This is a genomic window from Neisseria maigaei (assembly GCF_958267405.1).
GTDB lineage: Bacteria > Pseudomonadota > Gammaproteobacteria > Burkholderiales > Neisseriaceae > Neisseria > Neisseria bergeri.
In genome coordinates this window covers 1-24717 of the sequence record NZ_CATQFT010000020.1, presented here as the reverse complement: position 1 = coordinate 24717, position 24717 = coordinate 1, and the positions used below count along the sequence as shown (strand labels likewise).

At 54.4% G+C, this 24717-nt stretch carries 24 protein-coding genes and 3 tRNA genes; 21 read left to right on the top strand and 6 right to left on the bottom strand.

Annotated elements, in window-relative coordinates:
- Nucleotides 1-1742 (top strand): hypothetical protein (locus tag Q3O06_RS05340; RefSeq protein ID WP_301817997.1); only part of this gene is annotated, 1742 nt, incomplete at its 5' end.
- A gap of 214 nt (nucleotides 1743-1956) precedes the next feature.
- On the opposite strand, the gene Q3O06_RS05335 is transcribed toward Q3O06_RS05340, so the two are convergent.
- Both Q3O06_RS05335 and pyk read right to left on the bottom strand, forming a co-directional pair.
- Complete coding sequence (locus tag Q3O06_RS05335) at nucleotides 1957-3339, bottom strand: OmpP1/FadL family transporter (RefSeq protein ID WP_301817996.1); 1383 nt, start codon at nucleotides 3337-3339, stop codon at nucleotides 1957-1959.
- 210 nt (nucleotides 3340-3549) lie between these two features.
- Nucleotides 3550-5022 (bottom strand): pyruvate kinase, encoded by a 1473-nt coding sequence (gene pyk / locus Q3O06_RS05330; RefSeq protein WP_301817995.1) that lies wholly within the window; start codon nucleotides 5020-5022, stop codon nucleotides 3550-3552.
- 236 nt (nucleotides 5023-5258) lie between these two features.
- On the opposite strand from pyk, the gene Q3O06_RS05325 reads away from it, so the two are divergent.
- Nucleotides 5259-5810 carry a hypothetical protein gene (locus tag Q3O06_RS05325; protein ID WP_301817994.1) on the top strand — a complete coding sequence of 184 codons (552 nt, stop codon included), beginning with the start codon at nucleotides 5259-5261 and terminating at the stop codon, nucleotides 5808-5810.
- A gap of 199 nt (nucleotides 5811-6009) precedes the next feature.
- On the opposite strand, the gene Q3O06_RS05320 is transcribed toward Q3O06_RS05325, so the two are convergent.
- Together Q3O06_RS05320 and Q3O06_RS05315 are read right to left on the bottom strand one after the other, a co-directional pair.
- Nucleotides 6010-6135, bottom strand: a complete 126-nt coding sequence (locus tag Q3O06_RS05320; RefSeq protein ID WP_301817993.1) for a hypothetical protein — start codon at nucleotides 6133-6135, stop codon at nucleotides 6010-6012.
- The gene (locus Q3O06_RS05315; RefSeq protein ID WP_301817992.1) at nucleotides 6132-6974 is read right to left on the bottom strand and encodes a GNAT family N-acetyltransferase; all 843 of its coding nucleotides are present in this window, start codon (nucleotides 6972-6974) and stop codon (nucleotides 6132-6134) included. Before Q3O06_RS05315 ends, Q3O06_RS05320 begins: the two co-directional genes overlap by 4 nt.
- Nucleotides 6975-7208: 234 nt before the next feature.
- On the opposite strand from Q3O06_RS05315, the gene pyrB reads away from it, so the two are divergent.
- From pyrB to Q3O06_RS05300, 3 genes are all read left to right on the top strand, one after another.
- Nucleotides 7209-8129: an aspartate carbamoyltransferase gene (pyrB, locus tag Q3O06_RS05310; protein WP_118792913.1), complete on the top strand. Its 921-nt coding sequence runs from the start codon at nucleotides 7209-7211 to the stop codon at nucleotides 8127-8129.
- Between the two features lie 9 nt (nucleotides 8130-8138).
- The gene (pyrI, locus tag Q3O06_RS05305; RefSeq protein ID WP_101121697.1) at nucleotides 8139-8597 is read left to right on the top strand and encodes an aspartate carbamoyltransferase regulatory subunit; all 459 of its coding nucleotides are present in this window, start codon (nucleotides 8139-8141) and stop codon (nucleotides 8595-8597) included.
- A gap of 64 nt (nucleotides 8598-8661) precedes the next feature.
- Complete coding sequence (locus tag Q3O06_RS05300; RefSeq protein WP_301817991.1) at nucleotides 8662-9327, top strand: DUF8453 domain-containing protein; 666 nt, start codon at nucleotides 8662-8664, stop codon at nucleotides 9325-9327.
- Between the two features lie 119 nt (nucleotides 9328-9446).
- Here Q3O06_RS05300 and Q3O06_RS05295 read toward each other — a convergent pair whose 3' ends face one another.
- The gene (locus tag Q3O06_RS05295) at nucleotides 9447-10670 is read right to left on the bottom strand and encodes a LysM peptidoglycan-binding domain-containing protein (protein WP_301817990.1); all 1224 of its coding nucleotides are present in this window, start codon (nucleotides 10668-10670) and stop codon (nucleotides 9447-9449) included.
- 184 nt (nucleotides 10671-10854) lie between these two features.
- Between Q3O06_RS05295 and def the strand changes: the two genes are divergently transcribed.
- The 9 genes from def (at nucleotide 10855) to topA (ending at nucleotide 21831) form a co-directional block, all read left to right on the top strand.
- Nucleotides 10855-11358 carry a peptide deformylase gene (gene def, locus Q3O06_RS05290; RefSeq protein ID WP_206609203.1) on the top strand — a complete coding sequence of 168 codons (504 nt, stop codon included), beginning with the start codon at nucleotides 10855-10857 and terminating at the stop codon, nucleotides 11356-11358.
- Nucleotides 11359-11444: 86 nt separating this feature from the next.
- The gene (gene fmt, locus Q3O06_RS05285) at nucleotides 11445-12371 is read left to right on the top strand and encodes a methionyl-tRNA formyltransferase (RefSeq protein ID WP_301817999.1); all 927 of its coding nucleotides are present in this window, start codon (nucleotides 11445-11447) and stop codon (nucleotides 12369-12371) included.
- Nucleotides 12372-12449: 78 nt separating this feature from the next.
- A complete protein-coding gene (gene rsmB / locus Q3O06_RS05280) occupies nucleotides 12450-13709 on the top strand; it encodes a 16S rRNA (cytosine(967)-C(5))-methyltransferase RsmB (RefSeq protein ID WP_301817989.1) in 1260 nt (419 codons plus the stop codon).
- Nucleotides 13675-14274 carry a DUF4390 domain-containing protein gene (locus Q3O06_RS05275; RefSeq protein ID WP_301817988.1) on the top strand — a complete coding sequence of 200 codons (600 nt, stop codon included), beginning with the start codon at nucleotides 13675-13677 and terminating at the stop codon, nucleotides 14272-14274. Before rsmB ends, Q3O06_RS05275 begins: the two co-directional genes overlap by 35 nt.
- On the top strand, nucleotides 14274-16382 hold the full coding sequence (locus tag Q3O06_RS05270) for a sensor histidine kinase (RefSeq protein WP_301817987.1): 2109 nt from the start codon (nucleotides 14274-14276) through the stop codon (nucleotides 16380-16382). The genes Q3O06_RS05275 and Q3O06_RS05270 overlap by 1 nt, the downstream gene beginning before the upstream one ends.
- 4 nt (nucleotides 16383-16386) lie before the next feature.
- A complete protein-coding gene (locus Q3O06_RS05265; protein WP_301817986.1) occupies nucleotides 16387-17664 on the top strand; it encodes a sigma-54-dependent transcriptional regulator in 1278 nt (425 codons plus the stop codon).
- A gap of 91 nt (nucleotides 17665-17755) precedes the next feature.
- Entirely contained in the window at nucleotides 17756-18949 is a 1194-nt protein-coding gene (gene dprA, locus Q3O06_RS05260; RefSeq protein WP_301817985.1) for a DNA-processing protein DprA, read from the top strand.
- 22 nt (nucleotides 18950-18971) lie between these two features.
- Entirely contained in the window at nucleotides 18972-19433 is a 462-nt protein-coding gene (locus Q3O06_RS05255; protein ID WP_301817984.1) for a Smg family protein, read from the top strand.
- Between the two features lie 79 nt (nucleotides 19434-19512).
- Nucleotides 19513-21831, top strand: a complete 2319-nt coding sequence (topA, locus tag Q3O06_RS05250) for a type I DNA topoisomerase (protein WP_301817983.1) — start codon at nucleotides 19513-19515, stop codon at nucleotides 21829-21831.
- A gap of 91 nt (nucleotides 21832-21922) precedes the next feature.
- Here the strand turns inward: topA and Q3O06_RS05245 are convergent, their stop codons facing one another.
- Complete coding sequence (locus Q3O06_RS05245; RefSeq protein WP_301817982.1) at nucleotides 21923-22615, bottom strand: hypothetical protein; 693 nt, start codon at nucleotides 22613-22615, stop codon at nucleotides 21923-21925.
- A 158-nt stretch (nucleotides 22616-22773) separates the two neighbouring features.
- Between Q3O06_RS05245 and Q3O06_RS05240 the strand changes: the two genes are divergently transcribed.
- The 7 genes from Q3O06_RS05240 to Q3O06_RS05210 all read left to right on the top strand — a co-directional run.
- Nucleotides 22774-23151, top strand: a complete 378-nt coding sequence (locus Q3O06_RS05240) for a helix-turn-helix domain-containing protein (protein ID WP_301817981.1) — start codon at nucleotides 22774-22776, stop codon at nucleotides 23149-23151.
- 89 nt (nucleotides 23152-23240) lie between these two features.
- The gene (gene rsmD, locus Q3O06_RS05235) at nucleotides 23241-23810 is read left to right on the top strand and encodes a 16S rRNA (guanine(966)-N(2))-methyltransferase RsmD (protein WP_301817980.1); all 570 of its coding nucleotides are present in this window, start codon (nucleotides 23241-23243) and stop codon (nucleotides 23808-23810) included.
- A 122-nt stretch (nucleotides 23811-23932) separates the two neighbouring features.
- Nucleotides 23933-24184, top strand: a complete 252-nt coding sequence (locus Q3O06_RS05230; RefSeq protein WP_002215364.1) for a YfhL family 4Fe-4S dicluster ferredoxin — start codon at nucleotides 23933-23935, stop codon at nucleotides 24182-24184.
- Between the two features lie 97 nt (nucleotides 24185-24281).
- Nucleotides 24282-24365 (top strand) — tRNA-Tyr (locus Q3O06_RS05225).
- 30 nt (nucleotides 24366-24395) lie between these two features.
- Nucleotides 24396-24469, top strand: a tRNA-Gly gene (locus Q3O06_RS05220).
- Nucleotides 24470-24477: 8 nt separating this feature from the next.
- A tRNA-Thr gene (locus tag Q3O06_RS05215) sits at nucleotides 24478-24552 on the top strand.
- Nucleotides 24553-24601: 49 nt separating this feature from the next.
- On the top strand, nucleotides 24602-24717 hold a 116-nt coding region (locus tag Q3O06_RS05210; RefSeq protein ID WP_301817998.1), incomplete at its 3' end, for a GTP-binding protein.

Below are 24717 nucleotides of genomic sequence, written 5' to 3'. Positions count from 1 at the left end.
TCCCCCCCCCCCCCCCCCCCCCGCAAAATGAACATTTCGAGCAAGACCTTATCCCTTACGCCGTCCGTTTCAGACTCAATCAAATCCTTCCCGAACTCGACTGCCATTGGCAGGAAAATCTGACAGAAATCTTCAAAACACTTTCTCCCGAAGCCGGGCAGGCCGCCTGTACGCAAATCCTTTCCCGAAAAGGCATCGGCTACAATGAATCCGACGGTTCTTTCACTTACCTTCCCAAAAAACGCATTTCGTTTTCTTCTTTGGCAACGGATATTCCCATCCCCGACCTCAAACGGCTGGCGGGGCATATTGCGGAACGCCTGGATGTATTGGCGCAATGCGAATCGCCGGTTTATATTGCCGACATTCTCGAAAGCGTGCTGTCCGTTATCAAAAACGTCGATACCGGGGGCAAGCGCGCACGGGAAAATTTCAAACAGATTCTGAAAACCGAATTCATCTACGCCGCCGCTGCGGTATTGAAAAACAAAACCAAATGGGAAATCCCCGAAAACACCCGCAATCTCGATTCGGACATCATCTGTACCTATATCTGCGAAGTGTTCCTAAAATCGCACCTGCTCGGCAACAGTTTTCCGATGATGCGCCCGCGCGAAGTGAAGCAGATGCCCGAACCGGTGTTTGACAAAGTATTGTTTGCCGAACAGCGCGCCCGCCAGTTGGAAGTTATCCGAACGTCAAAATACATCTTCGCCATCGCGCCTTATTACACCGACGATATTCCGTTTTCCCTACGCCGCTTCCTGTCGGAAGACAAACTTTATACCAGCTACAACCGCTATTACACCGCCATCCATATCCCCGTCCGCAACATCACTCAGAATGATGCCCTGCGTTTTGCCAACGGTTTGAAACAGATTCTTTCGCTGCAATCCGGCGTGAGCTGGGAAATCATCGATATGATGGACAGGATAGAGGAAAACTACGACAAAAAAGCCCTGCCGCTGTTGTTTTCGCCATTCCCCGCGCAAGTCGAACGCACGCAGGCGATTGCCGCCAGATTGGACCAATTCGAGCGGTTGTTGGGCGACACCGTCCTCGATCCGTTCTACTATTGCCTGACGCGTATGGCGAAGGGTGAGGAAGATTTGAAATATATTTATATCGCCTTCCGCCAGTCTTTCGGCGGCATCTTCAATTCGTTTGAAAACTTCCGCCTGCTGCCCGCGCTGTGGATGAGCAGGGATGCGGAAAATATGTCCGACCGCATGAACGCCTATATTTCCGCAATGGAAGACCGCCGCCGCGAGATATTGTCCATTCGGCAGGGAAAGCCTGAAGAAGAATTTTCCCGCAAGATGGCAGGCTGCCTGACCGACTTGGAAAACTGTCTGGAAAAATACCTCGAACAGTTCGTGCCGGTATCGGAAAGTATCGAAGCCTGCACCGCCAAACTGCAGGAGCAACCGTCGTTCTTCAACAGGCTGATGAAAACCAACGACAAGCTCAACAGGCGGTTGGATGTGTTGCAGAAACAGTCGGCAGCCATCCACAACGAAGCCTATATCGAAATGAACACGCTGCTTTACCGCCACCGCGAAGCCGTTTCCGTCCACAACCGCAAGGCGGATTATGCGGAAAAGGGCAAAGAGCGGATTGCGCTGTTCCCGCGCGGCTTGAACGGCATCACCAAGCTGCCTGCTGCCGTTTTGCTGCCCGAGCGTTCCGATTGTTTTGATATGAAGGCAGTTTGGCAAATGTTTAATAGAATACCGAGGTAAGCGTATCGGCTGCCGGATAAAAATGCCGTCTGAAACGGAAGCGTTCAGACGGCATTGTTGCAGTGGAACAAATCAAAAATGCACCCTGTCATTCCTGTCTGTACGGGGATGGCGGCGGTGTTTTCCTGCTTCGTTTTCAATCGAGCCTAAAACAATGCCGTCTGAAACGGAAATCTGTTTCAGACGGCATTTCTACAATCAAACGGCGAGCCGTTTATTTGAATTTGTAGGTGTATTGCAGGCCGATGATGTCGGCGTGGTTTTTGAAACGTGCGGAAGACGCGCCTTTGCTGTCTACATCGCTGCCGCTTGCCTTCGCCGTGCGGTAGCTGGTGTCGTTGATGTGGATGTGGGCGTAGGCGGCATCGACGACGTGGTTTTTACCAATATTGTATTTCATACCGGCGGAGAACCAGATGCGGTTGCCGTCGGGCAGGCTGTTCATGCGGTAGTCGGCGTTGCGGACGGGCGATTTGTCAAAAGCGATGCCGGCGCGCAGTTGCAGCGGTTCGCTGATTTGATAAGAACCGCCGAAGCCGACTTTGTAGGTGTTGCGCCAGTTGGGCGTGATGGTGGTGCGGTCGGAGTTGCCGTTGACAATTTTTTTGGTGTTTTCAAAAACCAGTTCGGCTTTATTGAAGCGGCTGTGGCGTGTCCAAGTTACGTCGCCGAACAGGTTGGCTTTGTCGGACACTTTGTACATGCCGTGTACGGACAAAGACTCAGGCGTAACAATTTTAACGCGGGCTTTTTCGCTTGGCGTGTAGCCGAGCGGTGCGAGCATATTGCTATTCCACAGTTGTTTCGCCGCCGCGCCGTCTGCCGCCCATTCGGCATCGCCTTTGAGCGTGTGTGAAACTTTGGAACGGTAGTTCACGCCCACGCGCGCACGGTCGTTGATGTCCCACATCCACGCCAGTTGGTAGCCGAAACCCCAATCGCTGCCTTTGACATCGGCGTGTCCGTCGGCCTGAATGGCGGCTGCGGCGGCAGGATTGTTCAGCATTGCTGCTTTTTTCTGGATACCCCAGTCGGCATATTTGCGCAGTTCGGCGGAAGTATGTTGGGCGATGATGCCTGCGCCGAAGGAATGGTGGTCGTTGAATTTCCACGCGGCGACAGGTTCGACGGCGATGCTGGTCAGACCGAGTTTGTTGATGTTGTGGCGCAACACGGAATCTTTTTCGTATTCGGTGGCGGAGCCGAAGGGGACGTACACGCCCAAACCCAAAGTTACGTCGTCATTGACTTTGTATGCGCCGTAGATGTGGGGCGCAACCGTGGTTTTGGTGATTTTGCCGTTTTTAGAACCTTGGACAGGAAGCCCGGTAAAGTCGGTGGCGGAATCCGCCTCATAATGAATGCTGGGCAACACGATGTTGGCGTTGACGGAAATCTGGCTGCTGTCGAGTTTGGTCAGGCCGGCGGGGTTGTAGAAGATGGTCGATGCGTCGGCGGCTTCTGCGGCGGCGGCATTTGCCGTGCTTTGCGCGTTGACCGACTGTGTGCCGAAGTGGTAGCCGGATGCGTGGACGGATGCGGCGGCAAAGGCAGTGCCGAGCAGCAGGACGGTTTTTTTCAGTGTGGAAGGGGTCATTTCAGTTTCCGTAAAAAGGCGGATGGAGGACAAATAAAAAAGGCAGTCGGAATTGCCTTGTTTCGCTTTAGTATAGGTACTCGATTTTATCCGATGTTGCCGGATTTGCACAATTTTTTCAGAGTTTGCCCGAACCGCCGCGCCGCCGCAAAAAATGCCGTCTGAAGCCTCGGGCATCGGCTTCAGACGGCATTTTCCACTCAGGGCGGATTATTTGACGCGCAGCACTTCCAGCGTGTTGGTCGAACCGGATTCGCGCATTTGCGAGCCGCTGGTGATGATGTACTGGTCGCCGGAATGCAGGATGTTGTGTTCCACCAGCATCGTTTCGACTTCGTTCAACGCCGTGTCGTGGTCGGTGCTGGTTGCCAAAATCAGCGGACGAACGCCCCGGTACATCGCCATACGGCGTTGGGCGGAAACGCTCGGGGTCAGCGCGAAAATCGGCAGGGTGATATTGTGGCGGCTGATTTCAAAGGCGGTCGAACCGCTTTCGGTCAGGGCGACGATGGCTTTGGCGTGAACCGCGCGCGCCACGCTGACCGCGCCGCCGGCAATCGCCAAGTTGGTGCTGACGGCTTCGGGATACTCAACCTGTTCGGCAACGCCGTTGAGCGAATCCTGTTCTTTTTCGGCAGCCGCGCAGATAATCGCCATTTGGCTGACGGTTTCAAACGGATACGCGCCGACGGCGGTTTCGGCGGAACACATCACCGCATCGGTGCCGTCCAATACCGCGTTTGCCACATCGCTGACTTCCGCGCGGGTCGGCACGGGGTTGGTAATCATCGATTCCATCATTTGCGTCGCCGTAATGCTGAAGCGGCGCAACTCGCGGGCGCGGCGGATCATCCGTTTTTGCAGGGCGGGGACGGCGGCGTGTCCGACTTCGACCGCCAAGTCGCCGCGCGCAACCATAATGCCGTCGCCGGCGAGGATGATTTCGTCCAAGTTTTCAATCGCTTCCACACGTTCGATTTTGGAAACCAAACCGGGGCGCACGGCAGTGCTGCCCTTCATTTCTTCTTCGACTTTGGCGCGCGCGATGTGCAGGTCTTCGGCGGACTTCACAAAGCTGATGGCGAGGTAGTCGCAACCGATGGCAATCGCGGTTTTCAGGTCGCGGAAGTCTTTTTCGGTCAACGCGCCTGCGGACAGACCGCCGCCGCGTTTGTTGATGCCTTTGTTGCTTTTCAGGACGTGGCTGTTTTCCACCCTTGTGATAATCCTGCTGCCTTCGACGGATTCCACGGTCAGGGTCAGCAGGCCGTCGTCCAGCCACAAAACATCGCCTGCGGCAACGTCGTCGGGCAGGTCGCGGTAGTCCAAACCGACCGCCTCGCGCGTGCCTTCGCCTTCGAGCGCGGCATCCAGTACCAGTGTTTCGCCTTTGTTCAATTCGATGCCGCCGCCGGCGATTTTGCCCACGCGGATTTTCGGGCCCTGCAGGTCGGCAATGATGGCGATTTCCTGTCCGGCGCGTTTTGCCGCCTCGCGCACGATGCGGGCGTTTTCCTGATGGAATTCGGGCGTGCCGTGGCTGAAGTTGAAGCGGACGACGTTCAGGCCGCCGACGCGGATCATATCTTCCAACAGTTCTACGTTATTGCTGCCCGGCCCGAGGGTGGCGACGATTTTGGTGTTGTGGCTGATGCGGGTCAGATCGCGGCTTGTCTGGTTCATATGAAAGTCCTTTCGGTCTCAATCGGGTGTTTTCGGTATTTTGTTGCAAAATTACAGAAATTTGGAACCGGTTTGATGTCCATTTGGTGAACGCGGCAGAATATTCTGTAAAAATATGATTTAAATTAATGGTTTGATATTTTACCTGCAAACCGCCTTTTTTGGTGCAGAATTACACGGTTTTATGACTTAGGCTAAATTTATTTTTTGTTCGGCGGCTTGCGCGGTCGGGTAAAATGAAGGTTTTGAACGGTTGGTCGGACAGGAAGATGTGGCGGTTTTTGAGTGCTTTGCCGATAGGCGTGGTGTTTTTTGATTTGATCTACGGTTTTGTGTTGAACGTGTTGCAGGGTTTGGATTTGCAGCGTGCCGTGCCGGATTCGGAAGGCGTGCTGGCAGTTACGCCCGATATTGCGTTCAACAGTTTGCAGATTGTCGCCAACGGGGGGATGGCGGCGGTGGTCTGTTTCGGGTTGGCGGTTGTGTTTCTGCTCAACCGTTCGGTTCGGCGGCGGCAGGTCTTGGAAATCGGGGTATTCCGGATGTTGGGGCTGGTGGCGGTATTGGCGTTCAGCGCGCCGTCGGTGTGGGAGTGGGCGAACGCGCTGCCGCTGCTGCTGAAGGGCGAGGACGTGGTCAATACGGGCAATGCGCGTTATGTGCTGACGGCTTTGTGTATGCCCTTTCCGGCGGTGTCGTGCGTCATCGGGCTGGTAGGGCGGTTCAGGCTTCAGACGGCATCGGGCAGGGCGGTAAAGGCAGGGGGTGCGGGCAGGGCGGACGGATAGGGCGCGTATTTTATAGTGGATTAACAAAAACCAGTACGGCGTTGCCTCGCCTCAGCTCAAAGAGAACGATTCTCTAAGGTGCTGAAGCACCAAGTGAATCGGTTCCGTACTATCTGTACTGTCTGCGGCTCGCCGCCTTGTCCTGATTTTTGTTAATCCACTATAAAATGCCGTCTGAAAGGGTTTCAGACGGCATTTTTCAGCGGGCGTGCCGGGTTTCGATACCGGCTTTGATTTCGCCGTAAACCCGGCTGCCGCCTTGTCCGGACGGGGTGGCGCAGGCGGCGAGTGCCGACAGGGTGCAGATGAGGAGGAGTGTTTTCATTTGGGGTCGCAACGGAAGTGGTAGGCGCAGATTTCAAAACCGTTTTTGAAATACAGGCGGTGCGCGTCGGTACGGTCGTGGTTGACGTGGACGTTGAGGTGGATTTTGGTTACCCCTGTTTCCGCGCCGATTTTGCGGACTTCTTCCAGCAGGCGCGAAGCATAACCTTTGCGGCGACTTTGCGGCAGGGTAACGATGTCGTCGATATGGATATGTCGGCCGCTGGCGAGGTTGCAGGCTTCGTGGAAACCGCAGACGGCGACGGCATTGTGTTTGCCTTCTTCAAAAATACCCAGCAGGCGGTAGCCTTGGGGGCGTTGGGTTTTGTTGATTTGTTCGGTAAAGCGGTTGATGTCGGTCAGGGCGGAACGCAAAACGCTCAAGGCTGCAAAGGCGGTGGCGGTGTCGTCCGCGCCGATTTCGCGCAAAATGTAGGATGCGCCCGAGGCGGTCTGTTCCTGTGCTTTCTCGGCGGCGTGTTTTTCTTCGATTGCCTGTGCCAGCAGGACGCGTTCGTCGGTAGGGTCGTTTTGTCCGCCCTGTTCGCGTTCTTCGAGCAGGGCTTTGCAGTCGATGACGCGCAGGTCGTTGTCGGCGGCAAAGTCCATCAGGAAGCGGAACATCTGCGGATTGTCGGTTTCCAGTTTTTTATCGACGGCGACGCAGCGGATGTTGTCCACCAGCATGGGGCGCACCCATTTCGAGTAGGAAAGCCTGTTGTCTTTGGTAAACGAGGACAGAATGCCGCACAGGCGTTCCGCCCAGTCGCTGGGACGGAAAATCTTGCCGGAACTCGTTGTGCCGTGGATGACGACTTCGTAGGGGTTGCAGACTAACATGGTGGCTTCCTGAAAAGAAATGTCTGGCGCGATTATACCTGATGCTTATGCGGGCGTGTTTGGATATGCCGTCTGAAAAGTACGGGATTCGTGCGGTAAAACTTTGCGGCGGCAAATGTGCGATAATACGCGCCGTATTGCCGCTTTTGCGAAGCTGTTCCGCAAACACTCGGGCGGCGTGGACGTATAACCGGATGCCCGCCTGACGCGGGTTTTTTACGGAAGGGGGGCAAAATGCCTAATCCGCTTTACAGACAGCATATCATCTCCATTTCGGATTTGTCGCGCGAACAGTTGGAATGCCTGCTTCAGACGGCATTGAAGCTGAAGGCGCATCCGCGCGGCGATTTGTTGGAAGGCAAACTTATCGGTTCGTGCTTCTTTGAACCGTCCACGCGCACGAGGCTGTCGTTTGAAACGGCGGTGCAGCGTTTGGGCGGCAAAGTTATCGGTTTCTCGGACGGCGCGAATACCAGTGCCAAAAAAGGCGAGACGCTTGCCGATACCGCCCGCATCATTTCCGGCTACACCGACGCGATTGTCCAACGCCACCCCAAAGACGGCGCGGCGCGCGTGGCGGCGGAGTTTTCGCGCGTCCCCGTTATCAACGCCGGCGACGGCACGAACCAGCACCCCAGCCAGACGCTGCTCGACCTGGTTACCATTTATGAAACGCAGGGGCGTTTGGACAAGCTCAAAATCGCGATGGCGGGCGACTTGAAATACGGGCGCACCGTGCATTCGCTTTGTCAGGCGTTGAAACGCTGGAATTGTGAATTTGCCTTCGTCTCGCCGCCCAGCCTCGCGATGCCCGACTACATTACCGAAGAGTTGGAAGAAGCCGGCTGCCAATACCGCGCCCTCGGCAGTTTGGAAGAGGCGGCGGAATGGGCGGACATCCTGTATATGACCCGCGTCCAGCGCGAACGTTTCGACGAACAGGAATTTGCCAAAATCCAAGGCAAATTCAACCTCGAAGCATCTATGCTCGCCCGCGCCAAACCGAACCTGCGCGTGCTGCACCCCCTGCCGCGGGTGGACGAAATCCATCCCGATGTCGATGCCACGCCGCACGCCTATTATTTCGAGCAGGCGACCAACGGCGTTTATGCGCGTATGGCGATATTGTCTCTGGTGTTGAACGAAGAAGTGTGAGGAACAGATATGGAAACCCCGAAACTCAGTGTCGAAGCCATCGAAAAAGGTACGGTTATCGACCATATTCCCGCCGGCAGGGGGCTGGCCATCCTGCGCCAGTTCAAACTTTTGCACTACGGCAACGCGGTAACCGTGGGCTTCAACCTGCCCAGCAAAACCCAAGGCAGCAAAGACATCATCAAAATCAAAGGCGTGTGCTTGGACGACAAAGCCGCCGACCGCCTCGCCCTGTTCGCCCCCGAAGCGGTGGTCAATACCATCGACAATTTCAAGGTCGTGCAGAAGCGGCATTTGAACCTGCCCGACGAAATCGCCGAAGTGTTCCGCTGCCCGAACACGAATTGTGCCGGCCACGGCGAGCCGGTCAAAAGCCGGTTTTATGTTAAAAAACACAACGGGCAGACGCGGCTGAAATGCCATTACTGCGAAAAAACCTACAGCCGGGATTCGGTGGCGGAAGCCTGACGGATTCCCTTAAACCGAGTGGGCGGCATTTCGTCTGCCGCCCGTTTTGCCAATCTGAAATGGAATGATGATGCACGCTTCTGTCCAAAGCCGTTTCGCACCGATACTTTACGTTTTGATTTTCTTTGCCGGTTTTTTGACCGCGCAAATCTGGTTCAATCAGAAAGCCTATACTGAAGAGCTGCCCCCGCTTCTGTCCGCATTGTCCGCCGTCGCGCTGGTGTGGCTGGCGTGGGCGTTCGTGTCGGCGCGTTCAAAGGCTAAGGCGGAAAAGTTCTACCGCGAAAAAATGATACAGAACGAAAGCATACACCCCGTCCTGCATGCTTCTTTGCAACACTTGGAACACAAGCCGCAAATGCTCGCCCTGCTGGTCAGAAATCACGGCAAAGGCATGGCGGAACAGGTCAGGTTTAAGGCGGAAGTGCTGCCTGACGATGAAGACGCGCGTGTAATTGAAGCGGAATTGGCAAAAATGGATATGTTCGCATCGGGGACGGACGCGGTCGCCTCGGGCGAAACCTACGGGCGCGTGTTCGCCGATATTTTCGAGTTGTCGGCGGCTTTGGAAGGGCGCGCGTTCAAAGGAATGCTGAAACTGACGGCGGAATATAAAAACATCTTCGGCGATGCCTGCCGTTCGGAAACGGCGTTGGATTTGGGCGCGCTCAATCAGGCGTTGAGGGAAATTTCGAAAACGCCGGAAAAGCCTAAGCGGATATTTTATTGAAGGTGTCCCGATGTGCGGGGCGGTATGCCGGGGTTGTCCGGCGCGCCGTGTTCCGTGCCGGCGGCTTTTTCCGGCAACAATGCCGTCTGAAGGCTTCAGACGGCATTGTTGCCGAGGGGTTATTGGAAAGGGTCGGAATCGACGCGGGCGCGACCCTGATCCGGCATATTGTCCAAATCCCGTCCCGGATTGGCGGCGGTGTCGCCTTCGGAAATATCGGAGATGTTTTCCAAAATAATGGCGTAAGCCAGTCTCGGCGTAGTGTGGTAAACCATTGCCAAGCCCACTTCTTCGGCAGGTGTCGAAATCAGCTCGACGGTATCCCTGCTTTTAGGTTCTTCGGCCAAATTGTTGGAGAGGTTGACCTGCATCGTTTTCTTGCGTTTGTAGAGGCTTAAAACCGCGCCTTTGTCCAATCCGTCGTCCCCGCCTTTGTCTATCGTAATGGTTTTGAACTGTCCGCCGACCCCCGCGCCTTCAAACACGGAAACGATTTTCGCCTGAACCGGACGGGACGGTTCGTGCGGCACCATATTGAAGCGGTCGGTGTCTTCCGGCATTTTCATCAGGTAGTCGCCCTGCTGTATTTCGGAAATGGCGGTTTCAACCACCAGCGGCTGTATCGAATGGGTACGCAGCGGGGTAATCAAAGGATGGGTGCGGGTATAGTATTCGTTGTCTTTCAGCCGTTCTTCAGCCTGTTTCGAGCGTTGTTCGAGGGCGGAGTCGGTATAGTCGAGGGAGCGCACGATGCCGCTGAATGTGACTTCCTGCCCGAGGAATCTGCCCGTATCCGGATCGGTGATGTTTTTATTGATGCGGTAGGTCAGGTAGCGGCCCGGCTCTTTCAGGCCTTTGGTGTAAACCCTGGTGCCTTTGGTGTACAGCAGCCTGCCTTCGGGGCCCGAAAGCAGGCGCGGCGCGGCGGCGGTTTCTTTGCGGGAAACGATTTGCGGATGCTGCATAAAGATGCGGTAGAAGTTGACATCGATAGCGGGAATACCGTATCCGGACACTTCTTTATTCGGACTCATTTTGACAACCGGGATATTGTCTGTTTGTTCTAGGCTGAGGCGCGGTTCACCGTTAACGTAGCGCAACACCAATACTTGGCCCGGATAAATCAGGTCGGGATTGCGGATTTGGCCTCGGTTCGCACCCCACAGGCGGCCCCATTGCCACGGGCTGTACAGGTATTTGCCCGAAATGCCCCACAGGGTGTCGCCCTGTTTGACTGTGTAGCGTTGCGGCGCGTTCGGGCGCACCTTCAGATTTGCCGCCAAAGTTTGTGTTGAGAATGCCATACCTGCCGCGCAGAGCAGGGTTATAATACGACGTTGCATAACCGTTCCCCTTATCTGATGAATTTCGGTTTGTCTTGCCTGATTGGGTTGGAAAAAGCGGCGGCGGTCTTTTCGGGACGTGCCGCATGACAATAAATGTCCCGCATTTTAACATCGAATTATCCGCACCATCACGGTAATTATGAAAAACAGGCGGCGTATCCGCCGAAGGAAAGAGAAAATTATGGCTTTATTGAATATCTTGCAATATCCCGACGAGCGTCTGCACACGGTGGCAAAGCCTGTCGAACAAGTTGACGAGCGCGTCCGGAAGCTGGTTGCCGATATGTTTGAAACGATGTACGAGGCGCGCGGTATCGGGCTGGCGGCGACGCAGGTCGATGTGCACGAGCGCATCGTCGTGATGGATTTGACCGAAGACCGCAGCGAACCGCGCGTGTTCATCAACCCCGTCATCGTCGAAAAAGACGGCGAAACCACTTACGAAGAGGGCTGCCTGTCCGTACCGGGCATTTACGACACCGTTACCCGCGCCGAACGCGTCAAGGTCGAGGCTTTGAACGAAAAAGGCGAAAAGTTCACGCTGGAGGCGGACGGTCTGCTGGCGATTTGCGTGCAGCACGAGTTGGACCACCTGATGGGCATCGTGTTTGTCGAACGCCTGTCGCAGCTCAAGCAGGGGCGGATTAAGACCAAGCTGAAAAAACGTCAGAAACATACGATTTGACCCTTTTGCCGTGCCGTCTGAACGCTGCAAGGTTTTCAGACGGCACGCCCTTATCCGACAACTTTACGCACACGCAGGAACACGCTATGAAAGTCATCTTTGCCGGCACGCCCGATTTTGCCGCCGCCGCCTTAAAAGCCGTTGCCGCCGCCGGTTTTGAAATCCCGCTGGTGCTGACCCAGCCCGACCGTCCGAAAGGGCGCGGTATGCAACTGACTGCCCCGCCTGTCAAACAAGCCGCGCTGGAACTCGGTTTGCGCGTCGAACAGCCTGAAAAACTGCGTAACAACGCCGAAGCCCTGCAAATGCTCAAAGATACGGGCGCGGACGTAATGGTGGTTGCTGCCTACGGTTTGATTCTGCCGCAAGACGTGTTGGATGCGCCGAAACACGGTTGCCTCAACATCCACGCCTCGCTGCTGCCCCGTTGGCGCGGCGCGGCGCCGATTCAGCGCGCGATTGAGGCCGGCGATGCCGAAACCGGCGTGTGCATTATGCAGATGGACATCGGTTTGGACACCGGCGATGTGGTCAGCGAACACCGCTACGCCATCCGACCTACCGATACCGCCAACGAAGTCCACGACGCGCTGATGGAAATCGGTGCGGCGGCGATTGTTGCCGATTTGCAACAGCTTCAAAGCAAAGGCCGTCTGAACGCGGTCAAACAGCCCGAAGAAGGCGTAACTTACGCCCAAAAACTAAGCAAAGAAGAAGCGCGTATCGATTGGAGCGAAAGCGCGGCGGTTATCGAACGCAAGATCCGCGCCTTCAACCCCGTGCCTGCCGCGTGGGTCGAATATCAGGGCAAACCGATGAAAATCCGGCGGGCGGAAGTGGTGGCGCAACAAGGCACGGCAGGCGAAGTGTTGTCCTGTTCGGCGGACGGTTTGGTCGTTGCCTGCGGCGAAAACGCGCTGAAGATTACCGAATTGCAGCCTGCCGGCGGCAGGCGTATGAATATCGCGGCGTTTGCGGCAGGACGGCATATCGAAGCAGGGACGAAGCTGTAAATCCCTTCAGACGGCATTCCGATCCGCAAACGGGAATGCCGTCTGAAACCATCAGTTGAAGAAAGCGAATCACATAATATGAGTATGGCACTTGCCCAAAAACTTGCCGCCGACAGCATTGCGGCGGTTTCCGAAGGGCGCAACCTTCAGGACGTGTTGGCACAAATCCGCGCGGCGCATCCCGACCTTACGGCGCAGGAAAACGGCGCGTTGCAGGACATCGCCTACGGCTGCCAGCGTTATCTGGGCAGTTTGAAACATATGCTCGCGCAGATGCTGAAAAAACCGATTGACAATCCGCAGCTCGAAAGCCTGCTTTTGGCGGCGTTGTACCAACTGCATTACACGCGCAACGCGCCGCACGCCGTGGTTAACGAAGCTGTTGAAAGCATAGCCAAAATCGGACGCGGGCAGTACCGTTCGTTTGCCAACGCGGTTTTGCGCCGCTTTTTGCGCGAACGCGACAAGCTTGCAGCTTCCTGTAAAAAAGACGATGTGGCGAAACACAACCTGCCGCTGTGGTGGGTGGCTTACTTGAAAAACCATTATCCGAAACACTGGCACAACATCGCCGCCGCGCTGCAATCCCATCCGCCGATGACTTTGCGCGTCAACCGCCGGCACGGCAATGCCGAAAGCTATTTGGAAAAACTGGTGGCGGAAGGTATCGCGGCTAAGGCGTTGGACGAATATGCGGTTACGTTGGAAGAAGCCGTGCCGGTGAACCGCCTGCCTGGTTTTTCAGACGGCATTGTTTCGGTACAGGACTTCGGCGCGCAGCAGGCGGCGTATTTGTTAAACCCGAAAGACGGCGAACGGATTTTGGACGCGTGCGCCGCGCCGGGCGGCAAGACGGGGCATATCTTGGAATTGGCGGATTGCCGCGTTACCGCCTTGGACATCGATGCAGGCCGTCTGAAACGGGTGGAAGACAATATCGCCCGTTTGGGCTTTCAGACGGCATCGACGGCGTGTGCCGATGCGCGGGATTTGGCGGCGTGGTATGATGGAAAGCCTTTCGACGCAATCCTTGCCGACGTGCCGTGCACCGCTTCCGGCGTGGCGCGGCGCAATCCCGACGTGAAATGGCTGCGCCGTCCGACCGACGCGCTCAAAACCGCCCGCCAGCAGGAAGCCCTGCTAGATGCACTTTGGCAGACGCTGAAACAGGGCGGCAGAATGCTGCTTGCCACCTGTTCCGTGTTCGTCGAAGAAAACGACGGGCAATTGCAAAAATTCCTCAACCGCCATGCTGATGCAGAACCGATCGAATCGCGGGTACTCTTACCGAACAAACACCAAGATGGCTTTTATTACGCGCTTATTCAAAAGCATTAAACAATGGCTTGTGCTGCTGCCGCTGCTTTCCGTGTTGCCGGACGCGGCGGCGGAGGGCATTGCCGCGACCCGCGCCGAAGCGAGGATAACCGACGGCGGGCGGCTTTCCATCAGCAGCCGCTTCCAAACCGAGCTGCCCGACCAGCTCCAACAGGCGTTGCGCCAAGGCGTACCGCTCAACTTTACCCTGAGCTGGCAGCTTTCCGCCCCGACAATCGCTTCTTATCGGTTTAAATTGGGGCAACTGATTGGCGATGACGACAATATTGACTACAAACTGAGTTTCCATCCGCTGACCAACCGCTACCGCGTTACCGTCGGCGCGTTTTCGACAGACTACGACACTTTGGCGGCGGCATTGCGCGCGACCGGCGCGGTTGCCAATTGGAAAGTCCTGCACAAAGGCGCGCTGTCCGGCGCGGAAGCGGGGGAAACCAAAGCCGAAATCCGCCTGACGCTGTCCACGGCGAAACTGCCCAAGCCCTTCCAAATCAACGCATTGACTGCTAAAAACTGGCATTTGGATTCGGGTTGGAAACCTTTAAACATCATCGGGAACAAATAATGCGCCGCTTTCTGCCTGTTTCCGCCGTGTGCGCCGTCGTCCTGCTGTACGGATTGACGGCGGCGACCGGCAGTGCCAGTGCGCTGGCGGATTATTTCTGGTGGATAGTCGCATTCAGCGCAATGCTGCTGCTGGTGTTGTCCGCCGTTCTGGCGCGTTACGTCCTGCTGCTGTTGAAAGACAGGCGCAACGGCGTATTCGGTTCGCAGATTGCCAAACGCCTTTCCGGGATGTTCACGCTGGTCGCCGTACTGCCCGGCTTGTTTCTGTTCGGCATTTCCGCGCAGTTTATCAACGGGACGATTAATTCGTGGTTCGGCAACGACACCCACGAAGCCCTCGAACGTAGCCTCAATTTGAGCAAGTCTGCACTGGATTTGGCGGCAGACAATGCCGTCAGCAACGCCGTTCCCGTACAGATAGACCTCATCGGCACCGCCTCCCTGTCGGGCAATATGGGCAGTGTGCTGGAACACTACGCCGGCAGCGGTTTTGCCCAGCTTGCCCTGTACAATGCCGCAAGCGGCAAAATCGAAAAAAGCATCAATCCGCACCAATTCGACCAGCCGCTTCCCGACAAAGCACATTGGGAACAGATTCAGCAGACCGGTTCGGTTCGGAGTTTGGAAAGCATAGGCGGCGTATTGTACGCGCAGGGTTGGCTGTCGGCGGGTACGCACAACGGACGCGATTACGCGCTGTTCTTCCGCCAGCCGATTCCCGAAAATGTGGCACAGGATGCCGTCCTGATCGAGAAGGCGCGAGCGAAATATGCCGAATTGAGTTACAGCAAAAAAGGTTTGCAGACCTTTTTTCTGGTAACCCTGCTGATTGCCTCGCTGCTGTCGATTTTTCTTGCACTGGTCATGGCACTGTATTTCGCCCGCCGTTTCGTCGAACCCATTCTGTCGCTTGCCGAAGGCGCAAAGGCGGTGGCGCAGGGCGATTTCAGCCAGACGCACCCCGTGTTGCGCAACGACGAGTTCGGACGTTTGACCAAGCTGTTCAACCATATGACCGAGCAGCTTTCCATCGCCAAAGAAGCAGACGAACGCAACCGCCGGCGCGAGGAAGCCGCCCGCCACTACCTCGAATGCGTGTTGGAGGGGCTGACCACGGGCGTGGTGGTGTTTGACGAACAAGGCCGTCTGAAAACCTTCAACAAGGCGGCGGAACAGATTTTGGGGATGCCGCTCGCCCCCCTGTGGGGCAGCAGCCGGCACGGTTGGCACGGCGTTTCGGCGCAGCAGTCCCTGCTTGCCGAAGTGTTTGCCGCCATCGGTACGGCGGCGGGTACGGACAAGCCGGTACAGGTGGAATATGCCGCGCCGGACGATGCCAAAATCCTGTTGGGCAAGGCAACGGTCCTGCCCGAAGACAACGGCAACGGCGTGGTGATGGTGATTGACGACATTACCGTGCTGATACGCGCGCAAAAAGAGGCTGCGTGGGGCGAAGTGGCGAAACGGCTGGCACACGAAATCCGCAATCCGCTCACGCCCATCCAGCTTTCCGCTGAACGGCTGGCGTGGAAATTGGGCGGGAAGCTGGACGATCAGGACGCGCAAATCCTGACGCGTTCGACCGACACCATCATCAAACAGGTGGCGGCGTTAAAAGAAATGGTCGAGGCATTCCGCAATTATGCGCGCGCCCCTTCGCTCAAACTGGAAAATCAGGATTTGAACGCCTTAATCGGCGATGTTTTGGCTCTGTACGAAGCCGGCCCGTGCCGGTTTGAGGCGGAACTTGCCGGCGAACCGCTGATGATGGCGGCGGATACGACCGCCATGCGGCAGGTGCTGCACAATATTTTCAAAAATGCCGCCGAAGCGGCAGAGGAAGCCGATATGCCCGAAGTCAGGGTAAAATCGGAAACGGGGCAGGACGGACAGATTGTCCTGACGGTTTGCGACAACGGCAAAGGGTTCGGCAGGGAAATGCTGCACAACGCCTTCGAGCCGTATGTAACGGACAAACCGGCGGGAACGGGACTGGGTCTGCCCGTGGTGAAAAAAATCATTGAAGAACACGGCGGCCGCATCAGCCTGAGCAATCAGGATGCGGGCGGGGCGTGTGTCAGAATCATCTTGCCAAAAACGGTATAAACTTATGCGTAGCAGCGATATTTTAATTGTAGATGACGAAATCGGCATCCGTGACCTGCTGTCGGAAATCCTGCAGGACGAAGGCTATTCGGTCGCGTTGGCGGAAAATGCCGAAGAGGCGCGTAAGCTGCGCCATCAGGTACGCCCGGCGATGGTGCTGCTGGATATTTGGATGCCGGATTGCGACGGTATTACCCTTTTGAAGGAATGGTCGAAAAACGGGCAGCTTAATATGCCGGTCGTCATGATGAGTGGGCATGCCAGCATCGACACAGCAGTGGAAGCCACCAAAATCGGTGCGCTCGACTTTTTGGAAAAACCGATTTCCCTGCAAAAGCTGCTGTCTGCCGTCGAAAACGCGTTGAAACACGGTGCGGCGCAAATCGAAACGGGACCGGTGTTCGACAAGCTGGGCAACAGTGCCGCGATTCAGGAGATGAACCGCGAAGTCGAAGCGGCGGCAAAACGCACGTCCCCTGTATTTTTGACGGGCGAGGCGGGTTCGCCGTTTGAAACCGTGGCGCGCTATTTCCATAAAAACGGTACGCCGTGGGTCAGTCCGGCAAGGGTCGAATATCTGATCGATATGCCGATGGAACTGTTGCAGAAGGCGGAGGGCGGCGTTTTGTATGTCGGCGACATTGCCCAATACAGCCGCAATATCCAAACCGGCATTGCCTTTATCATCGGCAAGGCAGAACGCTGCCGCGTCAGGGTGGTCGCATCGGGCAGCAGGACGGCAGGTTCAGACGGCATTGCCTGCGAGGAAAAGCTGGCGGAACTGCTGTCGGAGTCGGTCGTCCGCATTCCGCCGCTGCGTATGCAGCATGAGGACATCGCTTTCCTGATTCAGGGGATTGCCTGCGAGGTGGCGGAAAGCCAAAAGATTGCGCCCGCCCCATTCAGTGAAGATGCGCTTGCCGTGCTGACACGTTACGACTGGCCGGGAAATTTCGACCAACTGCAAAGCGTCGTAGCAACGCTGCTGTTGGAGGCGGACGGGCAGGAAATCGGTGCGGCGGCGGTTTCTTCCCTTTTGGGGCAGAATGTGCCTGCCGAGGGGGCGGAAGATATGGTGGGCGGGTTTAATTTCAACCTGCCGCTGCGCGAATTGAGGGAAGAATTGGAGCGGCGTTATTTCGAGTACCACATTGCCCAAGAAGGTCAGAATATGAGCAAAGTGGCGCAGAAGGTCGGGTTGGAGCGTACCCACCTCTACCGCAAGCTCAAGCAGCTCGGTATCGGCATTTCCCGTCGTGCGGGTGAAAAAACCGAAGAATAGGTGTAAACCGCCGGTTTTCAGATTGCAGGGCTTCCGTTTTCAGACGGCATTTGGAGCAAATGCCGTCTGAAATCATAAGGGGACAGATTTCATGACAGAGAACGAACGTTTCGCATGGTTGCAACTGGCTTTTACGCCCTATATCGGCGCGGAAAGTTTCTTGCTGCTGCTGCACCATTTCGGCAGTGCGCAAAATGCCTTGTCAGCACCGGCGGAACAGGTTGCCCCGGCGGTGCGGCATAAGCACGCGCTTGAGGCTTGGCGCAATGCGGAAAAACGCGCTTTGGCGCGGCAGGCGGCAGAAGCGGCGTTGGAATGGGAAATGCGGGACGGATGCCGTCTGATGCTGCTTCAGGATGAAGATTTCCCCGAAATGCTGACGCAGGGGCTGACTGCGCCGCCGGTTTTGTTTTTGCGCGGCAACGTGCGGCTGCTGCACAAGCCTTCCGCCGCCATCGTCGGCAGCCGCCATGCCACGCCGCAGGCCATGCGGATTGCCAAAGATTTCGGCAGGGCGTTGGGCGGGAAAGGCATTCCCGTTGTGTCGGGTATGGCTTCGGGCATCGATACCGCCGTCCATCAGGGCGCGTTGCAGGCAGAAGGCGGCACCATCGCCGTGTGGGGGACGGGTATAGACCGCATTTACCCGCCGTCCAATAAAAACCTTGCCTATGAAATCGCCGAAAAAGGATTGATTGTCAGCGAGTTTCCCATCGGCACGCGGCCGTATGCCGGCAACTTTCCGCGCCGCAACCGCCTGATTGCCGCCCTGTCGCAAGTAACGCTGGTGGTTGAAGCCGCGTTGGAATCCGGTTCGCTGATTACTGCCAGATTGGCGGCGGAGATGGGGCGCGAAGTGATGGCGGTACCCGGCTCGATAGACAATCCACACAGTAAAGGCTGCCACAAACTAATTAAAGACGGCGCAAAATTGGTGGAATGCCTGGACGACATCCTTCATGAGTGTCCGCGGCTCTTGCAAAATGAGGGTGCTTCATCATATTCTATAAATAAGGGAATACCTGAAAAGCGCATCACTGCCGTTCAGACGGCATCCGACCAGCCGTCTCTGCCTGAAGGCAAAATGCCGTCTGAAAAGACGGCGGGCCGACCCGTCGGCGGCGGTATCTTGGACAGGATGGGTTTCGACCCGGTTCATCCGGATGTGCTTGCAGAGCAGTTGGGTATGCCTGCCGCAGACTTATACGCCGAACTGTTGGAATTGGAATTGGACGGCAGCATTGCCGCCATGCCCGGCGGAAGATACCAGCGTATCCGAACCTGAACGCATAATTTAAGGAACATGAATGACCGAAGTCATTGCCTACCTCATCGAACATTTCCAAGATTTCGATACCTGTCCGCCGCCCGAAGATTTGGGTATGCTGCTCGAAGAAGCGGGTTTCGATACCATGGAAATCGGCAACACCTTGATGATGATGGAAGTACTGCTCAACAGCTCGGAATTTTCAGTCGAACCTGCCGACAGCGGCGCATTGCGCGTGTACAGCAAAGAAGAAACCGACAACCTGCCGCAGGAAGTGATGGGGCTGATGCAGTATCTGATTGAAGAAAAAGCCGTAAGCTGCGAACAGCGGGAAATCATCATTCACGCGCTCATGCACATCCCCGGCGACGAAATTACCGTAGATACCGCCAAAGTGCTGACCCTGCTGCTTTTATGGGCAAACAAGAGCGAGCTGCCCGTGTTGGTCGGCGACGAGCTGATGAGCGCACTATTGCTCGATAACAAACCTACTATGAACTGAAACAGGTTCAGACGGCATTATCCTGCTAACCTGCCGTCTGAAATACCGGAACCGAGACATTTATTACCAGAGGAAACACATGGCGAAAAACCTATTAATCGTCGAATCCCCATCCAAAGCCAAAACCCTGAAAAAATATTTGGGCGGCGATTTTGAAATCCTCGCGTCCTACGGACATGTCCGCGACCTTGTTCCCAAAAGCGGCGCGGTCAATCCGGATCAGGATTTCGCCATGAAATACGAGCTGATAAAACGCAACGCCAAACACGTCGATGCCATCGTCGCCGGAGCCAAAGAAGCTGAAAACATCTACCTCGCAACCGACCCGGATAGGGAAGGCGAAGCGATTTCCTGGCACCTTTTGGAAATCCTCAAATCCAAACGCGGCCTGAAAAACATCAAGCCGCAGCGTGTTGTGTTCCACGAAATCACCAAAAACGCCGTGCTCGATGCGGTTGCCCATCCGCGCGAAATCGAAATGGATTTGGTCGATGCGCAACAAGCCCGTCGCGCTCTGGACTATTTAGTCGGCTTTAACCTTTCGCCATTGTTATGGAAAAAAATCCGTCGCGGTTTGAGCGCAGGTCGTGTGCAAAGTCCCGCCCTGCGCCTGATTTGCGAGCGCGAAAACGAAATCCGCGCGTTTGAAGCGCAGGAATATTGGACGGTACATCTAGACAGCCACAAAGGCCGCAGCAAGTTCACCGCCAAACTCGCCCAATACAACGGCGCGAAACTCGAACAATTCGACCTGCCGAACGAGACCGCGCAAGCCGACGTGTTGAAAGAACTCGAAGGCAAAGAGGCCGTCGTTACCGCCATTGAAAAGAAAAAGCGCAGCCGCAATCCTGCCGCGCCGTTCACCACTTCTACCATGCAGCAGGATGCCGTGCGCAAACTCGGCTTCACCACCGACCGCACCATGCGTACCGCCCAACAGCTTTATGAAGGTATAGACGTAGGGCAGGGCGCGATCGGTCTGATTACCTATATGCGTACCGACAGCGTGAATTTGGCGGATGAAGCCTTAACCGAAATCCGCCATTACATCGAAAACAAAATCGGCAAAGAATATCTGCCGAGTGCCGCCAAACAATACAAAACCAAATCCAAAAACGCCCAAGAAGCGCACGAAGCCATCCGCCCGACTTCCGTGTACCGCACGCCCGAAAGCGTCAAACCCTTCCTGAGCGCAGACCAGTTCAAACTCTATCAAATGATTTGGCAACGTACCGTCGCCTGTCAGATGACGCCCGCCAAATTCGACCAAACTACCGTCGATATTACCGTCGGCAAAGGCGTATTCCGCGTAACCGGACAAGTGCAAACCTTCGCAGGCTTCTTGAGCGTTTATGAAGAAAGCAGCGACGATGAAGAAGGCGAAGACAGCAAAAAACTGCCCGAAATGAGCGAAGGCGACAAACTGCCCGTGGACAAACTTTACGGTGAACAACACTTCACCACCCCGCCGCCGCGCTACAACGAAGCCACGCTGGTTAAAGCCCTCGAAGAATACGGCATCGGCCGCCCCTCGACCTACGCCAGCATCATCTCCACGCTCAAAGACCGCGAATACGTTACCCTTGAGCAAAAACGCTTCATGCCTACCGACACAGGCGATATCGTCAATAAATTCCTGACCGAACACTTCGCCCAATACGTCGATTACCACTTTACCGCCAAACTTGAAGACCAGCTTGACGAAATTGCCAACGGCAAACGCCAATGGATTCCCGTGATGGATAAATTTTGGAAGCCGTTTATCAAGCAAGTGGAAGAAAAAGAGGGCATTGAACGCGCCAAATTTACCACGCAGGAACTTGACGAAACCTGCCCGAAATGCGGCGAACACAAACTGCAAATCAAATTCGGCAAAATGGGTCGTTTCGTCGCGTGTGCCGGTTATCCCGAGTGCAGCTACACCCGCAACGTGAACGAAACCGCCGAAGAAGCCGCCGAGCGCATCGCCAAAGCGGAAGCCGAACAGGCCGAACTCGATGGGCGCGAATGCCCGAAATGTGGTGGTCGCCTAGTGTATAAATACAGCCGAACCGGCAGCAAATTCATCGGTTGCGCCAACTACCCCAAATGCAAACACGTCGAGCCGTTGGAAAAACCGAAAGATACCGGCGTCCAATGTCCGCAATGCAAAAAAGGCAGCCTCGTCGAGCGCAAATCCCGTTATGGCAAACTGTTTTACAGTTGCAGCACCTATCCCGACTGCAACTACGCCACATGGAACCCGCCCGTCGCCGAAGAATGCCCGAACTGCCATTGGCCGGTCTTGACCATCAAAACCACCAAACGCTGGGGCGTGGAAAAAGTCTGCCCGCAAAAAGAATGTGGCTGGAAAGAACAGATTGAACCGCCTGCACCGAAAGGTAGCAGCAAGGAATAAACAGTAAAACAAAGCCGTCTGAAAATCAGGTTTTCAGACGGCTTTGTTTGGCAAGAAATTACATAAAAGTAAGGAACTTGCGTGTATTCAATCAGAATTTATAGCCTAAACGTACATCATAGCGTTTTAGTGAATTTTCACCAATGTGACTATTTTTGTAGTTTTGAGCGTATATACCAGTGGTAAAGCCATGATTCCCGATAGTGAAATCACCAGTTAAGCCATATTCAAATGCATGACCGCCATGTGTGTAAGAATCTCCGTCATATTTTAAACGGGTATAAACATCTTTCACATAAGCTATGCTTGGGGTAATGTGAAAGTTTTTGTTAGCTGTAATGCGTAAATCCGCACCAATACGGCCATACATATGTCGGAGTTTTGTATTATCTTGACCTTTCAACCCAGTGAGTTCATGACCCGCACCTATTGAAGGGCGGAGACTAACGCTATCTGTTCCTAAAGGGATACCAAATTTCAAATTAAATTCTTCTTTATGACGATAAGCTCGAACACCATTTTTTTTCTGATAAGTTGCATATTCTATGTGTGGCTCAAAACTTAAGCCGTCAGAAAGATTCTCAGCATTGAGAAATAAACCGCCACCATTGGTTTTGTAGTCATTGCCTTCTTTTAAGTGGGAATATAATGCACCAATACGAATAACATCGTAGGATTTTGAGCACGAACCTCCTTCACAACGCATAAGTTCCAGAGATTCTTTAGCCAAGGATGGTTGAATAGATGCAATCAGCAGGGCAGTTACAGCTAATACTTTTTTCATAATTACTTCCTACAGCGGGTTAAGTGATAATGGATTCAATTTAAACACATATAAATTTATGTGAAAATTGAGTATATCAAAAATAGATTGCATGAACAGATAGAAAAAATTTAAAATCTATCCAAATAATTTAACCATCTATACAGAAAGTTCAGCTTATGGAAACCCACGAAAAAATCCGCCTGATGCGCGAATTGAATAAATGGTCGCAGGAGGATATGGCGGAAAAGCTGGCGATGTCGGCGGGCGGGTATGCCAAAATCGAACGGGGCGAGACGCAGTTGAATATCCCGCGTTTGGAGCAGTTGGCTCAGATTTTCAAAATCGATATGTGGGACTTGCTCAAATCGGGCGGCGGCGGGATGGTGTTTCAGATTAATGAAGGGGATAGTGGCGGCGATATTGCGTTGTATGCGTCAGGTGATGTTCCGATGAAAATAGAGTTTTTACAAATGGAATTGAAACACTGTAAAAAAATGTTGGAACAAAAAGACAAAGAAATCGAGCTGCTCCGCAAGCTGACCGAGACCGTTTAAAACAGATATGCCGTCTGAAAAAAGTTTTCAGACGGCATATTCTTTGACAGGTCTTGTATAATACCGTTTGAACTTACAGGTTTTTGATTATGGCGGCAGGCAAACATACCAAACACAGCAACCGGGTACGCATTATCGGCGGGCAATGCCGGGGCAGGAAATTGAGTTTCACATCCGCCGACGGTCTGCGTCCGACACCCGACAGCGTGCGTGAAAAGCTGTTTAACTGGCTGGGACAGGATTTGACGGGCAAAACGGTTTTGGATTTGTTTGGCGGCAGCGGCGCGCTTGGTATGGAAGCCGCTTCGCGCAACGCCAAACGCGTGCTGATTTCGGACAACAACCGTCAAACGGTACAAACCCTTGAGAAAAACAGTCGCGAATTGGGTTTGGGGCAAATACAGACCGTCTTTTCAGACGGCATCGCATATTTGAAGACCGCATCCGAACAGTTTGATGTCGTCTTTCTCGACCCGCCGTTTGCATGGCAGGATTGGCAAATCCTGTTCGATGCCTTGAAGCCGCACCTGAACCCCGAGGCATTCGTCTATCTCGAGGCGGGTACGCTGCCGGATATTCCCGATTGGCTGACGGAATATAGAGAGGGGAAATCAGGGCAGAGTACATTTGAATTAAGGATTTTCCAAGTGGCTGAATAATATGCGATTTGATAATCATTTCCGAGTTGTAAACATTCGTTTGCAACCGTCCGGTTCAAAAAAACCTTGTGCTATAATCCGCGCCCGCCCGGTTTTGATAATTTAGTGGAAAAGGAAAAGAAATGTCGCTCTTTATTACCGACGAGTGCATCAACTGCGACGTATGCGAACCCGAATGCCCCAATGATGCCATCTCGCAAGGCGAGGAAATTTACGAAATCAACCCCAACCTCTGCACGCAGTGCGTCGGACACTACGATGAGCCGCAGTGCCAGCAGGTTTGTCCGGTTGATTGCATCCTGATTGACGAAGAACATCCCGAAACGCATGACGAGTTGATGGCAAAATACGAAAAGATTATCCAGTTTAAATAAATTCTTCTTTAAAACATCAAATTATGTTTGTTTTGAAATAAAATCAAAAAAAAACTTGACGGAAAAGCAAGCCGCTAATAAACTAGCGTTCTCTTTTGGAGGGATTCCCGAGCGGTCAAAGGGGGCAGACTGTAAATCTGTTGCGAAAGCTTCGAAGGTTCGAATCCTTCTCCCTCCACCAAAATTCTTACTTGGAGCAGTAGCGAGTAATGCGGGTGTAGCTCAATGGTAGAGCAGAAGCCTTCCAAGCTTACGGTGAGGGTTCGATTCCCTTCACCCGCTCCAACAATTAGGCCCATGTAGCTCAGGGGTAGAGCACTCCCTTGGTAAGGGAGAGGCCGGCAGTTCAAATCTGCCCATGGGCACCATCTCTTCGATTATTCATTTCTTTAAAGCTTAGATATATAGGATATTGCCATGGCTAAGGAAAAATTTGAACGTAGCAAACCGCACGTAAACGTTGGCACCATCGGTCACGTTGACCATGGTAAAACCACCCTGACTGCCGCTTTGACTACTATTTTGGCTAAAAA

What these genes read in the sequence shown, in the direction of transcription:
- Q3O06_RS05335 (WP_301817996.1), bottom strand. Translation starts at nt 3,339, where the DNA reads ATGACCCCTTCCACACTGAAAAAAACCGTCCTGCTGCTCGGCACTGCC.
- pyk (WP_301817995.1), bottom strand. Translation starts at nt 5,022, where the DNA reads ATGAACCAGACAAGCCGCGATCTGACCCGCATCAGCCACAACACCAAA.
- Q3O06_RS05325 (WP_301817994.1), top strand. Translation starts at nt 5,259, where the DNA reads ATGAAGGTTTTGAACGGTTGGTCGGACAGGAAGATGTGGCGGTTTTTG.
- Q3O06_RS05320 (WP_301817993.1), bottom strand. Translation starts at nt 6,135, where the DNA reads ATGAAAACACTCCTCCTCATCTGCACCCTGTCGGCACTCGCCGCCTGC.
- Q3O06_RS05315 (WP_301817992.1), bottom strand. Translation starts at nt 6,974, where the DNA reads ATGTTAGTCTGCAACCCCTACGAAGTCGTCATCCACGGCACAACGAGT.
- pyrB (WP_118792913.1), top strand. Translation starts at nt 7,209, where the DNA reads ATGCCTAATCCGCTTTACAGACAGCATATCATCTCCATTTCGGATTTG.
- pyrI (WP_101121697.1), top strand. Translation starts at nt 8,139, where the DNA reads ATGGAAACCCCGAAACTCAGTGTCGAAGCCATCGAAAAAGGTACGGTT.
- Q3O06_RS05300 (WP_301817991.1), top strand. Translation starts at nt 8,662, where the DNA reads ATGATGATGCACGCTTCTGTCCAAAGCCGTTTCGCACCGATACTTTAC.
- Q3O06_RS05295 (WP_301817990.1), bottom strand. Translation starts at nt 10,670, where the DNA reads ATGCAACGTCGTATTATAACCCTGCTCTGCGCGGCAGGTATGGCATTC.
- def (WP_206609203.1), top strand. Translation starts at nt 10,855, where the DNA reads ATGGCTTTATTGAATATCTTGCAATATCCCGACGAGCGTCTGCACACG.
- fmt (WP_301817999.1), top strand. Translation starts at nt 11,445, where the DNA reads ATGAAAGTCATCTTTGCCGGCACGCCCGATTTTGCCGCCGCCGCCTTA.
- rsmB (WP_301817989.1), top strand. Translation starts at nt 12,450, where the DNA reads ATGAGTATGGCACTTGCCCAAAAACTTGCCGCCGACAGCATTGCGGCG.
- Q3O06_RS05275 (WP_301817988.1), top strand. Translation starts at nt 13,675, where the DNA reads ATGGCTTTTATTACGCGCTTATTCAAAAGCATTAAACAATGGCTTGTG.
- Q3O06_RS05270 (WP_301817987.1), top strand. Translation starts at nt 14,274, where the DNA reads ATGCGCCGCTTTCTGCCTGTTTCCGCCGTGTGCGCCGTCGTCCTGCTG.
- Q3O06_RS05265 (WP_301817986.1), top strand. Translation starts at nt 16,387, where the DNA reads ATGCGTAGCAGCGATATTTTAATTGTAGATGACGAAATCGGCATCCGT.
- dprA (WP_301817985.1), top strand. Translation starts at nt 17,756, where the DNA reads ATGACAGAGAACGAACGTTTCGCATGGTTGCAACTGGCTTTTACGCCC.
- Q3O06_RS05255 (WP_301817984.1), top strand. Translation starts at nt 18,972, where the DNA reads ATGACCGAAGTCATTGCCTACCTCATCGAACATTTCCAAGATTTCGAT.
- topA (WP_301817983.1), top strand. Translation starts at nt 19,513, where the DNA reads ATGGCGAAAAACCTATTAATCGTCGAATCCCCATCCAAAGCCAAAACC.
- Q3O06_RS05245 (WP_301817982.1), bottom strand. Translation starts at nt 22,615, where the DNA reads ATGAAAAAAGTATTAGCTGTAACTGCCCTGCTGATTGCATCTATTCAA.
- Q3O06_RS05240 (WP_301817981.1), top strand. Translation starts at nt 22,774, where the DNA reads ATGGAAACCCACGAAAAAATCCGCCTGATGCGCGAATTGAATAAATGG.
- rsmD (WP_301817980.1), top strand. Translation starts at nt 23,241, where the DNA reads ATGGCGGCAGGCAAACATACCAAACACAGCAACCGGGTACGCATTATC.
- Q3O06_RS05230 (WP_002215364.1), top strand. Translation starts at nt 23,933, where the DNA reads ATGTCGCTCTTTATTACCGACGAGTGCATCAACTGCGACGTATGCGAA.